14 protein-coding genes are annotated in these 14,791 nt (G+C 33.5%); 6 read left to right on the forward strand and 8 right to left on the reverse strand.

The window, feature by feature from the left end; translation table 11 throughout:
* The first annotated feature begins 163 nt into the window (after positions 1-163).
* A complete protein-coding gene (locus CLU83_RS18165) occupies positions 164-946 on the forward strand; it encodes an alpha/beta fold hydrolase (RefSeq protein WP_100432921.1) in 783 nt (260 codons plus the stop codon).
* Between the two features lie 324 nt (positions 947-1,270).
* Here the strand turns inward: CLU83_RS18165 and CLU83_RS22195 are convergent, their stop codons facing one another.
* The 3 genes from CLU83_RS22195 to dusB all read right to left on the reverse strand — a co-directional run bounded on the left by CLU83_RS22195 (position 1,271) and on the right by dusB (position 3,455).
* Positions 1,271-1,444 carry a hypothetical protein gene (locus tag CLU83_RS22195; protein WP_157802139.1) on the reverse strand — a complete coding sequence of 58 codons (174 nt, stop codon included), beginning with the start codon at positions 1,442-1,444 and terminating at the stop codon, positions 1,271-1,273.
* A gap of 371 nt (positions 1,445-1,815) precedes the next feature.
* Entirely contained in the window at positions 1,816-2,403 is a 588-nt protein-coding gene (locus tag CLU83_RS18175) for a DUF3575 domain-containing protein (protein WP_100432922.1), read from the reverse strand.
* A 59-nt stretch (positions 2,404-2,462) separates the two neighbouring features.
* Positions 2,463-3,455: a tRNA dihydrouridine synthase DusB gene (gene dusB, locus CLU83_RS18180; RefSeq protein WP_100432923.1), complete on the reverse strand. Its 993-nt coding sequence runs from the start codon at positions 3,453-3,455 to the stop codon at positions 2,463-2,465.
* Between the two features lie 300 nt (positions 3,456-3,755).
* Between dusB and lepA the strand changes: the two genes are divergently transcribed.
* The 4 genes from lepA (at position 3,756) to CLU83_RS18195 (ending at position 8,276) form a co-directional block, all read left to right on the forward strand.
* On the forward strand, positions 3,756-5,552 hold the full coding sequence (lepA, locus tag CLU83_RS18185) for a translation elongation factor 4 (protein ID WP_100432924.1): 1,797 nt from the start codon (positions 3,756-3,758) through the stop codon (positions 5,550-5,552).
* A gap of 106 nt (positions 5,553-5,658) precedes the next feature.
* Positions 5,659-7,110: a hypothetical protein gene (locus tag CLU83_RS18190; protein ID WP_100432925.1), complete on the forward strand. Its 1,452-nt coding sequence runs from the start codon at positions 5,659-5,661 to the stop codon at positions 7,108-7,110.
* A gap of 12 nt (positions 7,111-7,122) precedes the next feature.
* Positions 7,123-7,269: a hypothetical protein gene (locus CLU83_RS22200; protein WP_157802140.1), complete on the forward strand. Its 147-nt coding sequence runs from the start codon at positions 7,123-7,125 to the stop codon at positions 7,267-7,269.
* 47 nt (positions 7,270-7,316) lie between these two features.
* On the forward strand, positions 7,317-8,276 hold the full coding sequence (locus CLU83_RS18195; RefSeq protein WP_100432926.1) for a YafY family protein: 960 nt from the start codon (positions 7,317-7,319) through the stop codon (positions 8,274-8,276).
* A 42-nt stretch (positions 8,277-8,318) separates the two neighbouring features.
* Here CLU83_RS18195 and CLU83_RS18200 read toward each other — a convergent pair whose 3' ends face one another.
* The 3 genes from CLU83_RS18200 to CLU83_RS18210 form a co-directional block, all read right to left on the reverse strand.
* Entirely contained in the window at positions 8,319-8,798 is a 480-nt protein-coding gene (locus CLU83_RS18200) for a DinB family protein (RefSeq protein WP_100432927.1), read from the reverse strand.
* Positions 8,799-9,014: 216 nt separating this feature from the next.
* A complete protein-coding gene (locus CLU83_RS18205) occupies positions 9,015-9,536 on the reverse strand; it encodes a hypothetical protein (RefSeq protein WP_157802141.1) in 522 nt (173 codons plus the stop codon).
* Positions 9,537-9,882: 346 nt separating this feature from the next.
* The gene (locus CLU83_RS18210; RefSeq protein ID WP_100432929.1) at positions 9,883-10,815 is read right to left on the reverse strand and encodes a 1-phosphofructokinase family hexose kinase; all 933 of its coding nucleotides are present in this window, start codon (positions 10,813-10,815) and stop codon (positions 9,883-9,885) included.
* A 154-nt stretch (positions 10,816-10,969) separates the two neighbouring features.
* Here CLU83_RS18210 and thiL point away from each other — a divergent pair, with 154 nt between their 5' ends.
* Entirely contained in the window at positions 10,970-12,016 is a 1,047-nt protein-coding gene (gene thiL, locus CLU83_RS18215; protein ID WP_100433791.1) for a thiamine-phosphate kinase, read from the forward strand.
* 95 nt (positions 12,017-12,111) lie between these two features.
* On the opposite strand, the gene CLU83_RS18220 is transcribed toward thiL, so the two are convergent.
* Both CLU83_RS18220 and CLU83_RS18225 read right to left on the reverse strand, forming a co-directional pair.
* A complete protein-coding gene (locus tag CLU83_RS18220; protein ID WP_100432930.1) occupies positions 12,112-12,807 on the reverse strand; it encodes a response regulator in 696 nt (231 codons plus the stop codon).
* Entirely contained in the window at positions 12,807-14,768 is a 1,962-nt protein-coding gene (locus CLU83_RS18225; RefSeq protein ID WP_100433792.1) for a tetratricopeptide repeat-containing sensor histidine kinase, read from the reverse strand. The genes CLU83_RS18220 and CLU83_RS18225 overlap by 1 nt, the downstream gene beginning before the upstream one ends.
* Positions 14,769-14,791: the final 23 nt, after the last annotated feature.

Below are 14,791 nucleotides of genomic sequence, written 5' to 3' on the forward strand. Positions count from 1 at the left end.
AATACGGGATTTTCAGGCTCTTTTTATTTTGGACTTTCGGATAGCAGTGATAAAATTATATCATTTGCAGAACACAAAACTGTTTAGATTTTTATAACTATGAACTTGTATTTCTTATATAGTTTAAAATTTTAGCATTATTTTTGTCATAAGCTTACAGCAAATGAATCAAATTATCTTCAAAAACACGCAAATTTCGTACTCTGATTCTGGAAAAGGAACAGCAGTAGTCTTACTTCATGGTTTTTTGGAAAATAAAACCATGTGGGATGTTTATGTTTCCGAATTAAGTAAAAAAAACAGAATCATAACCATCGATTTATTGGGACACGGCGAAACCGAAAGTTTGGGTTATATTCAAACCATGGAAGAAAATGCCGATGTGGTTCATGATGTTTTATCCAAATTGCGAATTCGAAAAGCCATTCTTGTGGGCCATTCTATGGGCGGTTATGTCGCTTTGGCTTTCGCCGAATTGTATCCCGAAAAAATGAAAGGATTAGTATTGCTCAACTCTACTTCCAAAGAAGACAGTTCCGAAAGAAAGAAAAACAGAGACCGCGCCATCAAAGCCGTTAAGAAAGATTACGAAACTTTCATCCGATTATCGATTGCCAATTTGTTCAGTGAAGAGAATAGAGAAATCCTTACCAATGAAATCGATGCAGTAAAAATTCAGGCTCTAAAAACACCACTGCAAGGAATTGTGGCCTCGCTTGAAGGAATGAAAGTCAGAAAAGACCGTGAATATATTTTGCATTCAGCAACCTATCCAAAATTATTGATTCTGGGAAAAAAAGATCCTGTTCTTAATTACGAAGAAAATCTGGAACAAATAAAAAATACCGAAATTGAATTGGTTACTCTTCCAGACGGACACATGAGCTCTATTGAAAACCAAGCCGAATTACTAACTGTTTTAGCAGACTTTTTCAAAAGAATATAAAGGATTCCTTCTTTCAAATATCCTTTATCTATCAACTCATCTTTGCAAAGCAGACGGTGTGCCTTGAAATCTAAATGGTATAAATCAGATTGTAAAAATAATGATTATAGAAACTTTTATAAAAAACCTCATGTGGTTTTAGTTATTTTTATATTTAAATTAGACTAATTAATATATCTAAATGCATTGCCTACTTATAAAATCTGTGAAATCTTGTTTGGAATATCTTCTTTTGTGTGCCAAAAAGCCAAGATAAAAATTTCATCATTTCCCCAAATATAATACAAACCATAAGGAAATTTATTCAGCCAAAATATTCTGATTTTAGAATAACGGTATTGAAAATTTCTGGAATTTTTTTGCAATACTTTTGAAACCTAATCGAATTTCTTTTTCAATTCGTTTGGCTAAAATAATGTTCTTTGGAGCATAGTAAGAAATTACGTTTTCGATTTCAACTGCAGCATTTGTTTTTAAAAAGAGTTCATTATAACTCATTTTTAGATTTTAAGGCATCTAAAAAAAATCAAAAGCATCTGCTCCCGATTTAGGATTTTCTTGATGTTTCAATAATCGTTTCTTGAGTTCTTTTCTTTCGGTTGGCATAATTAAGGTGATTATAGTCAACTCTTTTCAGGACGGGACATTAATTAAAAAAGATTTTTCGGTTTGTACGCTCATAATAAAGATTGTTTAAACGAATATAGTGAAAATTAGAAAATAATAATTTAGGTTTTTAATTTTTACACAACCTCATAACCTGCATAAGCCTCTTCGATTTCATTCAAAACGGCAAATAATTCTTCGGGATGGTCGAGGGTTACCAGTTTTTGTTTGAAAGGTTTGAAAGAATGAATCCCTTTGAAATATTAAAAATCGTATCCAATTCTTATTTGAGCATCAATTGCTGTGTTATTATGGTCGCAATCACAGCCTTCGGTTTTACTAAATACATTATATTGGTAACCAACACCTGCAGAAAATTCATAATTGAAATGCTTTGCAAAAGCTCTACGAATTCCATACTTAGGAATAATAGTAATAGCTGATACAACATCAAAATCACCGTTATTTGTTATTGGAGTTTTATAAGACATATAGGAATTTGCCAATGAAACATAATTTGAAGAATTGTTATAGGTCTTTTTTCCAAGCCTTTTTCTTCTATCTAAACCATAATACCATCTTGGCTCCAGTGTTAGGTATGGGACAATAAGTGTAGTAGTTTCATCTTTAATTGCAGGATCTGCATAATCGTGCGTAGAAAATGCTAATACCAAACCTATTTCTGTTCGAAGTGTAATTTTTCTTTGCAATTGAGTTTCATAATAAAAACTTGTACTTAACAAACCCAACTGAGCGCCATATAAATTTTTCTCAACCGATACTTTTTCTGATTCTTGTCCTTTTGCAATGAAACTGATTAAAACGAAACCCAAAACTATAATTTTTTTCATTAATATTTTTTTGCAAAAGTAATTTTTATTTTACAAAATCAAAGAGAAAAAAACAATTATTAGACCACCTCATAACCAGTATAAGCCTCTTCAATCTCATTCAGAACAGCAAATAATTCTTCTGGATGGTCGAGGGTTACCAGTTTTTGTTTGAAAGGTTTGAAAGAATGAATCCCTTTGAAATAATTGGTATAATGCGGACGGGTTTCCACAATTCCGAGTCGTTCTCCTTTCCATTCCATTGCCCAGGTGAGGTGATTTCGCACTGCTTCGACTCTGTCGGCAACAGTGGGTTTTGCTAGATGTTCGCCTGTTTTGAAGTAATGTTTGATTTCGTTAAAAATCCAAGGGTAGCCAATAGCGGCACGGCCAATCATTATTCCGTCGATGCCGTATTCGTTTTTATAGTGCAATGCTTTTTCTGGAGAATCAATGTCTCCGTTACCAAAAATAGGCATTGTGATTCTTGGATTGTTTTTGACGCGGGCAATATGCGACCAATCGGAATGGCCTTTGTACATTTGGGCACGAGTCCTGGCGTGGATGCTCAAAGCGGCTACGCCAATGTCCTGCAAACGTTCGGCAACTTCATCAATATTTATGGAGCTATCGTCCCAGCCCAAACGCGTTTTTACGGTTACTGGCAAATGGGTACTGTCGATAACGGCTTGCGTTAAACGAATCATTAAATCGACATCTTTCAGAACTCCGGCACCTGCGCCTTTGCAAACAACTTTTTTTACGGGACAGCCAAAATTGATGTCTATTAAATCAGGGTTTACGGTAGAAACTATTTTCGACGATAACGCCATTGCTTCTTCGTCACCGCCAAAAATTTGGATGCCTACAGGTCTTTCATAATCGAAGATGTCTAATTTCATTCGGCTTTTGATGGCGTCGCGGATTAGTCCTTCGGAAGAAATAAATTCGGAGTACATTAAATCGGCGCCGTGTGTTTTGCACAATCTGCGGAAAGGAGGGTCGCTCACATCTTCCATAGGTGCTAACAATAGAGGGAATTCGGGTAATATAATGTTGCCAATCTTAATCATCGTCCTTTAAAATTTTTGCAAAATTACATCTTTTAAGCGAAAGGATAAAAGACTTAATGACATTAGATAACTAAGAAGATGATTTTGAATAATTTACTAACTAATTAAGGGGTATATGTATTACAATTTGAAAAGACTTTGGGGAAATGCCTGAGTTTCCTATTTTGAAACTTTGAAACTGTTGAATTTAGAGTATATTTGCAGATTAATTGTCGCTTTACGGCGTTTGCGTGAGATTTGAGATTAAGAGGAGAACAGCCAGTGGCTGTTCGGAATAATATAAGTTAGACATCATTATACATGAAACATATAAGGAATTTTTGCATTATTGCACATATTGACCATGGGAAAAGTACATTGGCGGATCGTTTATTGGGGGCAACCCAAACGGTAACGGCTCGTGAAGAAAAGGCGCAATTGCTGGACAATATGGACTTGGAACGTGAGCGTGGTATCACGATCAAGAGTCACGCGATACAAATGGAATATACGTATAAAGGCGAAGAATATATCCTGAATCTGATCGATACTCCGGGACACGTGGATTTCTCTTATGAAGTTTCGCGTTCTATTGCGGCTTGCGAAGGTGCGTTGTTGATTGTGGATGCTGCACAGAGTATTCAGGCGCAAACAATTTCTAACTTGTATTTGGCTCTAGAAAATGACTTGGAAATTATTCCGGTTTTGAACAAAGTGGATTTACCAAGCGCCAATCCAGAGGAAGTGAGCGACGATATTATTGATTTGCTTGGATGTAAATTGGAAGATATTATTCATGCTTCGGGTAAAACTGGTTTTGGTGTAGAAAATATTTTGGCTGCAATTATTGAAAAGATTCCAGCTCCAAAAGGAGTGAAAGATGAGCCTCTTCAGGCTTTGATATTTGATTCGCATTACAATCCGTTTCGAGGTATTGAAGTAATTTTCCGTGTGAAAAACGGGGAAATTAAAAAAGGACAAAAAATTAAATTTATGGCGACCGGCAATGAATATTTTGCCGATGAAGTTGGAACTTTGAAATTGAATCAAGTTCCTAAAAATGTGATTTCGACAGGAGATGTTGGGTATTTGATTTCTGGAATTAAAGAAGCGAAAGAAGTAAAAGTAGGTGATACGATTACCGATGCCAAAACGCCTACAACTAATATGATTACTGGTTTTGAGGATGTAAAACCAATGGTATTTGCCGGGATTTATCCTGTAGATACTGAGGATTATGAGGATTTGCGGTCGTCGATGGAAAAACTGCAATTGAATGATGCTTCCCTAGTATTTGTTCCGGAAAGTTCTGCCGCTTTGGGATTTGGTTTCCGTTGTGGATTCTTAGGAATGCTTCACATGGAGATTATCCAAGAGCGATTAGAGCGTGAGTTTGACATGACTGTAATTACTACGGTTCCTAACGTTTCGTATTTGGCTTATACCAAAAAACATCCAGAAGATGCTTTTGTAGTTAACAATCCATCTGATTTGCCAGAACCTTCTCGTTTGGACCGAGTTGAAGAACCTTATATCAAAGCGACTATCATTACCAAATCCGATTTTGTTGGTAACGTTATGAGTTTGTGTATTGAAAAACGTGGTCAAATTACGAATCAAACGTATTTGACAACGGAACGTGTAGAATTGAATTTTGATATGCCTTTGGCAGAGATTGTATTTGATTTTTACGACAGATTGAAAACGGTTTCTAAAGGATATGCTTCATTTGATTATTCTCCAATTGGAATGAGAACTTCAAAATTAGTTCGTTTGGATGTTTTATTGAATGGTCAAACGGTTGATGCCCTTTCGGCGTTGATTCACGAAGACAATGCGTACAACATCGGAAAGAAAATGACCGAGAAATTACGTGAATTGATTCCGAGACAGCAATTTGATATTCCAATTCAAGCGGCGATTGGTGCGAAGATTATTGCCCGTGAAACGATTAAAGCTTTACGTAAAGACGTTACCGCCAAATGTTACGGTGGGGATATTTCTCGTAAACGTAAATTACTTGAAAAACAGAAAAAAGGTAAAAAACGTATGCGTCAGGTAGGAAATGTGGAGATTCCGCAAGAGGCATTTATGGCGGTATTGAAATTAAATGATTAGATTTGTAGAGACGCACTGTTGTGCGTCTTTTTATAATATAACGAAAACCTGATGATGTAAAAATTGTCAGGTTTTTTTGTTTAAGTTTGGGAGAGAAAATATTGATATGGAAACAATAACCCGAGAAGAATTTTATCAAAAATTAAATGAGGATATTAACTTAACTGATAGAACTATTAATTCAGATATAAATATTCTAATTCTAGAAAATAATATTAAATTAGAATCGTTCACTTTTGAAAATTGCACTTTTGATTGTGGTGTTTTGGAATTCAGACATATCAAAAAACCAAGATTAGAATTAATTTTTAAAAATTGTACTTTTAATTGCGAGGTAAAGTTTTCCGATTGCATTTTTGATAGTTTAACATTCAGAAATACAAAAATTCTAAAATGTTTAGAAATTTATAAAGGATCATCTGACGACAGTATTTTTCAATTAAATGTTCTTGATTTTTCAAATGATTCGGATATTAAAAAACCAGAATTAGATACAGATTTCAGCATACAAAAAACAAATATTGACTCCATATTATTTCAAAAAATAAATCACGTGAATGGGCAATTTAAGTTTCTTGGAAATACCGTGGGAAAGAAGTACATCAATATTTCATCATTCCAAGACTCTACAATTTCAAATGTAATGTTTGGTACTAATTCATTTTCTACATTTTCTATATTCAAAAGAGTAATATTTAATTCTACACCAGAATATTTAAAACCTTCAGATTCGGCATTTGAATTTCCTGGTTTTTATAAAAATAATTTTGTAAAAGTTTCATTTTCTGAATCAAACTTCATGGGTAAATTTCAATTTGAGAATTGTGATTTTCTAAATACAACTTGGTTTGAAAATTGTAAAAATCTACAAAATTCGGAATTAAAATTCGTAGCTTGTAAATTTGAAAAATATTCATTATTCGACAACTCAAAATTTAATAAAATTGAGATTCTCCATTCAAAATTCCTTGAAAAAGCATCATTTGAAAATTTAGAAGTAAACTATTTCAAAATCCATCAAGTTTCTTTTTTTGAAGCAGCTTATTTTGATGATTTAAACAGAAACAACAATAAAGCAATTGAGAATTGGGACATAAAAACTTTAAGAGCTATAAAACGAGAACTTCAAAGAACAGAAAACAGAATTGACTTCAATAGATTCAGAGCTTATGAACTTGCAGCACATTATGAAGAGTTAAACTATAAAGAAAATTTTAAAGATGTAGCTATTCTTTGGGCAACAAAATGGTCTTCCAATTATGGAAGTTGGACTTGGGCATTTTGGTTCACTTTAATTATTGGGTTTGTATTTTTTACTCCTTTTTACATTTTAGAAAACATTAAACTTACTCTGGATTTAAACAACTGGGAAGATTTTCTTTATGGTTATTTTAGGTTCTTTTTAATCACAGATTTCAAAAATGAATATTATATAGCAGGAGAAAGCGTTTTAAAATTTAATTGTTTTATTAGTTTAGTTCCATTTATAATTGGCAAGATTGCTGTTGCCTTTGGTATTTATGAAATGATTCAATCCTTTAGAAAATTCAAAGCTTAAAATCTCTATCCAATGAATAATATTAATACCGACGAATTTATCAATGATATCATTGAAATTCCTATTGAACATCAACAAATTGTTTTGGAGCGAATGGAAAAATCAAAAACAGACCCGGAAAGACTTTTAGACTGGGATGAAGTTTCAAAGGATTTGTAATTTTTGAAATGTATCTTTGAATCTTAGTAACTCAGAATCTTTAAAAAATGCTCGACGAAACCCCAAAACGGTTTGACCGAATCGTAGCAATTCTAATCCAATTACAATCCAAAAAAATTGTAAAAGCTCAGGAATTGGCGAATCGTTTTGAAGTAAGCTTACGAACTATTTATCGTGACATTCGCACCTTAGAAGCTTCGGGAGTTCCTATTTATAGTGAAGCCGGCGTTGGGTATGCCTTAATGGATGGGTATAGATTACCGCCTGTAATGTTTACCCGTGAAGAAGCCAGCAGTTTTATTGCAGCCGAAAAATTAATGCAGAAATTTACTGATGCAGCTCTTGGGAATCATTATGCTACGGCGATGTACAAACTGAAAGCGGTACTTCGAAGTGATGATAAAGATTGGGTTTCGAGCATTGAATCCAGTGTATTGATGCAATCGTCAGAGAAGCTTTTTAATGATAAATCGCCTAATACTCTAGCTACGCTTTTTGAAAGTATTGCTGAGAAAACACAAGTTATTCTTTCGTATGAAGCTATTCAATCAGATGGAATTACAGTGCGAAATATTGAACCTGTAGGGGTTTTTCACGATAATAACAATTGGTATATGTTAGGGTATTGTCATTTGCGAAAAGATTATCGTCAATTTCGGGCTGATCGTGTTCATGGAATCAAGAAAACAGAAATCCCTTTTTCATTAGAACATGACGCATTGGAAACCTATTTGAATAAGAATAAAAATGGCTCAACAATCAAAATCAGGATTTTGGTGGAGAAAAAAATCGCCAATTACCTGACATCCGAACGAAAATACTACGGCTTTGTTTCTGAAAAACAAATAGAAGATAAAATCGAAATGACTTTCATGTCTTGTGATAAGTTGGAAGGATTTTCGCGCTGGTATCTGATGTTTGGAGATTATGCCACTATATTGGAACCAGAAAGATTAAAGACCAAAATTCTGGAATTACTTGAACGGAACAAACAAAAGCTCTTATAAAAAAGCTCCTAAAATGAATTTCATCTTAGGAGCTTTGAGATTTTATCTTTCCCAGAAAAAAGGAGGTTCAATGCCTAATGCACGCAAATACACATATCCCTGACCCCGATGATGTATTTCATTATCAATAAAATATAAAACATTCTGAATGATTGGAAATTCATATTGACCAAACAATTTAAAGGTTTCGTTAAAATCTTCTATCGTTAATTTCTCCCAATGCTGATTGATTTCAGCGGTAGCTTCATCCCATTTTTCAAGATATTGCGCTTTGAAAATTAACTTTTCTGCTGCTTCTGTATAAGGCTGAATTTCCCGATTTACAATTCCTTTCAAAGCTGGTGCAGCAATGGCAAGAAGTTCATCGGCTAATTTCGAAAATGGACGCATTCCGCCAATTGAAAATTCAAAGAAATCTTTTTCAGGAAATAATTCAATTACACGGCGTGTCAAGGCGCGATGTCCTTGCCAGTGTTTTAATAAATCTTCGGGAGTAATAACTTGCGCTGCTACTGTTTTCATAATTTTAAAGTTTTTAATTTTTTACTTCTTCAAAATTAGGCAGGGTCGGTGACAACAGTTTGTCAGCAGCTTTTTTTATTTTATAAAATGTCTAAATATATAGTGTATTGGCTATTTTAATTTGAAGATGGGTACTAGAATACAGGGTTTTGGGTATAAAAAAAACCACTATGAACACAAGGCTCTTAGTGGTTTAGTAATTTTAAATTTTAAAAGTTAATCTTCGGAGTACATTATTTTGGACAACAGGTATTTTATCAAAAGAGCTGGTCCAAACGAAATAAATATTGGGATTAAAAGTTCAATATTTACAAAAGCATTCCTGCTGTTAAAATAAAATTGGCAGGCAAAAGGCATTATAATCGCACCAATGGTAAATCCAATCATTGCTGGAATTGCTTTTTTAGGGTGTCCATAGTAGCCGGCAAAACATGCAAGAACGATAGAAAGCAAAATCATAGAAACGCTATTGCCTCCTAATACGGCGACAGATATGGAAGAAACTATTGCTAAGCCTAAAGCAATAATGTTTCTGTCATTATAGTCCCTTTTTTCATTCGCTTTAGACAAAAGGTCATACTTGTAACTTCGAATTACATCCATCACTAACTCTTTTGCTGTTTGCTGTTCAAATCCTAAACAAATCAAATTGTTTTTTTCGAAATCGATATCAAAGGCTCCTGCCTTAATCTTGTTTTTTAAGTCTTGTATCTGACTGTAGGTTAATTCATTATTCATATTTTCTATAATTTGGGGCATGTTAAAAGTATAAAAAAATACATACAATATCAAATTTTTTTTGCTTTTATTCGAGATTTTTGGAAGGTTTATCGGATTTATTATGTAAAATACTGTTTGTCAATATTTTATATAATTATTTGAATCTGGCGTAAGTTAATTCATTCTAAAATATAGGATGAAAAAGTAATGATATCATCTTAAGATACATTACTATTTTTAGTAAAACCTAAAAAAAATAGCTGTCTTTAGAATTTAAAAAGCTAAAAAACTAATTGTTTGGATTGGATTTTAAAATGCTTTAACCTTATGAATATAATATTAGAAAAATATGATTATTTAAAATTTATTTATCTTTCAGCCAATCAAATAATCGCTGAGCGTCAGTGCCTTTAAATAATTGTGTTCCTTCGTTCATTGTTGCAGCTGATCCACAGGCAACACCCCAACGGATTACTTCTTTCAGGCTTTTGTTTTGCGAAAGCGCCCATACCATTCCGCCAACCATGCTGTCTCCAGCGCCAACAGTACTTTTCTTGGCTACATTTGGCGCAGGAACAAATTCATAATTGTCCTTGGTTACCAAAACCGCTCCTTGAGGACCTAGAGAGACAACTACAATTTCGGCTCCTCCTTTGGAAATGATTTGCTTGGCAGCTTCGTTTACCTCTTCCATCTCCAGTCTTTCGACACCGATTAGTTTGGCTAATTCACCAACATTTGGCTTGATGAGGTAAGCTCCAGTTTCGAGAACTTTTTTCAAGGCCTCTCCAGAGGTGTCCACTATTAATTTTGCACCAGATTGTTTTGCTATTAGGGCTATTTTTTGATAAAAATCGGCAGATAAACCTTCATTTAAACTGCCGCTGGCAACAATAAATCTTGATTTTAAGTTAGTAACGGCATTAAGAACAGCTTTTTCTTCTTCGGCAGTGATTTCTCCGCCAGTAAATCCAAAACGGTATTGCGAATTAGTATTGTCATCTACAGCAACAAAACTCTCTCTTGTCCAAGTTTGGATGGGAATAGCCTGAAAGGGGATAGATTCTTTGAAAATTAATTCTTCCAGCATTTTTCCTAATGGTCCCCCTGACGTGAAGATTGCTAAAGAAGTCCCTCCCAAACGTGAAATAGCTTTTGACACATTGATTCCTCCGCCTCCAGCATCAAAACGAGGTGATGAACAGCGGATTTTTTGTTCGGCAGCTAAACCTTTAAAATGTGTGCTTTTGTCCAAGGCCGGATTGACGGTAAGGGTAATAATATCGTATGTATTCATTTTTATGATGTTTTTGATTAATAAAGATGCGAAAAAAATCATAAAGAACCATTCAAATAAGCGCGATTATTTCTTTGTATATTTGCAGTCTCAAAAAAATGTAAAATCAATAATAATAATGAATGAAGCGATTGCTTTGTTCTTCTCAATAATCATGATTGAAGATAAAAACCCGCAACGCACCAGTATAGCTCAACTAGGAGAATTTGGTCTGATAGACCATTTAACAAAAAACTTCGAAATCACTCAGACTTCTACACTAAAAGGAATTGGAGACGATGCAGCCGTGCTGGATTTTAAAGATAAGAAAGTAGTTATTTCAACCGATTTATTGATTGAAGGCGTGCATTTTGACTTGGCCTATGTACCCTTAAAACATTTAGGATACAAATCGGTAGTTGTCAATGTATCTGATATTTGTGCGATGAACGCGAGACCAACACAAATTACAGTTTCTATTGCGGTATCTAATCGTTTTCCATTGGAAGCTTTGGAAGAATTGTATGAAGGAATCGAACGTGCAGCGCAGGAGTATAAAGTTGATGTAATAGGAGGAGATACTACTTCTTCTCAAAAAGGATTAATTATTAGCATCACTGCTCTTGGTGAAGCCGATGAAAATGAAATCGTATATAGAAACGGAGCAAAACAAAGCGATTTGTTGGTAGTAACTGGAGATATTGGTGCCGCTTATATGGGATTGCAGGTATTGGAAAGAGAGAAACAGGTTTTTCAGGTAAATCCAAATTCTCAACCCGATTTAGACGCTTATACCTATTTGATTGAACGGCAATTAAAACCTGAAGCGCGTAAAGATGTGCGTACCTTATTGCATGCATTAGAAATAAAACCAACGTCAATGATTGATATATCCGATGGATTATCTTCGGAGATTATGCATTTGTGCAAACAATCTGGTGTAGGCTGTAACTTGTATGAAGATAAACTGCCAATTGACCCTCAATTTATTAATGTTTGCGAAGAGTTTAATATTGACAGTACTACTGTAGCCATCAATGGAGGAGAAGATTATGAATTGCTCTTTACTATTGCAATGGAAGATTTTGACAAAATAAAAGGAAATCCTAACTTTAGCATAATTGGTCACATGACTCAGGAAAGCGAAGGTATACATTTGGTCACCCGCGCCAATACCAGAATACCTTTAAAAGCTAGAGGCTGGGATGCTATAAGAGAATAAAAGGATTTAGAGCGTATATATCTTTATCTACAGTTAAAAACATATAAAAAGCGCACCGAAAGGTGTCGCTTTTTGGTTTTTATTTTTGAAAGTGTTTATAAAATAATTCCTCTCATCTTTGCTTCCTTAATTAAATCAACATCGCTTCCATCTTCAATTTTAAATAATTGCTTAAGATTGACTTTTCGCTGTTCAATAGCAAGTAATGAAATAGGGATGTATTGAGTAATATCTTTAGTTTTTGTTCCTTTAGAAATGTGGAATAAAATTAATTTGTCAAATTGGTCAATTCCTTCGATATCTTTATTATTTTGATTGGCCATTTTAATTACAGAATGGCTGTAATAAATTTCATCTTTTAATACTATATCAAAACCAAAAAGTAATTCATCAAAGGTTAAGTCATTTTTAATAACTAGTCCTGCGGGATTTATAGTGTCGATTATGTTTTTTATTTTGAGTAGCTCAGTGTACATGGTTAGCAAAATAATTTTGCAGTCGGGCATGTATTCCATAATTAATTTGGCCAAATCTTCACCAGAATGAATTCCTTTTTCTTCATATACAGGCATACTGATATCTAAAAAAGCAACGTCAAAGGGTGGTATTTCTGGATTTGTAATGATGTTATAACCAGTCATGCAGTCCTTTCCCTGAGTAAATGAATATTCATAGAATTCAGGTTTATAACGGGTTATAGCATTTTTATATCCGTCAATTATAAAGGGATGATCGTCTACAATTAAAATGTTCTTTTTAATTAGTTTTTGTGCCTTTGAATCGATTGTCATTATGCAATAGTTTTTTGAGTTTCTTTGATTGGAATTATTATCGTTATAGAAGTTCCTTCGTCTTTTTTTGATTTTATTTCGAGGGTTCCTTCACATTCTATAGTTCTCGTTTTTATATTTTGGAGACCTATTCCTTTTTTGGCGCGATTTGTGTTAAATCCTAAGCCATCGTCACTAATTTTTAAAACTAAATTATCATTTTGTTTTCTGAATTCTACCTTTATCTTTGTCGCATTAGCATATTTGTTACAATTTTGAAGCGATTCTTGAAGGATGCGGTATAAATTAATTTTTATAATATTGTCAATAGAATCCCATTTTATAGCTGGATCTATATGAGCAAGAAATTTTGTTGAAAATGTTTTCTTTTGTTCTTCAAATAAGTTAGTTACTATTGCAACGAAGTTATTAATTAATTCTGATTTTTCTCTATTCAGATTATGAGATATTTCGCGAATATCTTGTTCAATATTTTTTAGTTCGGTTAAATAATTTAACCGCAGTTCGATTCCAGAGTCATCTTTAATTTTATTTAAACCATCCAAATTGATTCGGACGCCGAACATTCTGCCAAGAACTCCATCGTGTAATTCTCTCGCTACTCGTTTTTTTTCTTTAATGCTATTGATTTCGATAGCATTTTGCTGATTAATTAACAGATTATATATTTCGGCATTGGCCTGTTGCTGTTGCTGTTTGAATAATAATTCTCTTTGTCTAACTTTTTGATTATTAATTATGTACAGTAGTAGTGCTAAGATGATAAAAGCTCCAAAAAACAACAAAAGTTTTTTGTTTTGACCTTCGAGGTTGGTATTTTCTACTTTAATTTCATCAGTTTCATACTCTATACGCGAGAATTTTTCGCCAATTTTTCGTTCTGCTTTTTGCAGGCGGTCATTAATTAGGATATATTCTTTAGAGTATTTTGACGCATTTTTTGGATCTACAGTTCCCATTTGTTTGAGGGATTCCAGTATGCTTCTCAATCTAAAGGTACTGCGTGATATAGCCAGTGCTTGTTGTGCATATTGAATTGCTTTTAAAGTGTCATTCCGAAACGCGTAGTATTCTGATAAATGTGTTTTATTGATTATTACTCCCGCAGTAAGATGTAAACTATCCCTTATTTTTAGTGCTTTATAAAAAAGATTAGGGAGTTCTTTCGTATCTCTAAGCTTAAATTTAGCATAAGCCAAATTATCTAATAACATAGCATATAAGGACGGCTTTTCTACAAACAGGTTCTCTTGTTTTAACCCTTCTTCAAAATAATTTTTGGCTTGTCTGTAATTTTTTAAGTTTAAATATACATACCCCATATTGTTTAAGGAAGTTGCCTTGGATTGAAATTCTGCAGGTATGGTTTTGTCATCTAAACTAACCAAAGCTTTATTGTGAAATTCTAAGGCTTTACTGTATTCTTCCCTTTCATTGTATAAAATTCCTAAAAGATTATAAGTCTGATATAATAAATCGTTAGCTTTTATTTGTTTTATAATCCGCAAAGCTTTAAAAAGAGTAATTTCACTATCGAAGTAATCATTTTCAGTATATCTCAAGTTAGCTTTACTAATTCTTGTTTTAGCAATATTATAATTATCATTGAGTTTGAGATACAATTTTTCTGCTTTATAATAGCAATAAAAGGCACTGTCTGAGATGGATTTTTTTACATAGTAGTCTCCTAAATAAGTATAAGCCTTGGCAGTATTTACGGTATCATGACTGTTACTTGAACGTCCTAAAATAAGTTGAGAAGTTTCAAAATATCTTTTCCAGTCATTCATATTATAATAGCGGTTGGCTATCTTGAAAAGGTTGACTTTATTAATCGAATCATCTTTCTGGTTAATTATGATTTCAAAAGCTTTACGATTGTATTTTTGTTTGAGCTCTTTTGATACGCTATTATCATTTGCTAGAGATAGATACGTGCTTAGACTATCTTCAGGCGACATAATATTTTTTTCGGATTTATTTT

This window comes from Flavobacterium sp. 1 (assembly GCF_002797935.1).
Taxonomy (GTDB): domain Bacteria; phylum Bacteroidota; class Bacteroidia; order Flavobacteriales; family Flavobacteriaceae; genus Flavobacterium.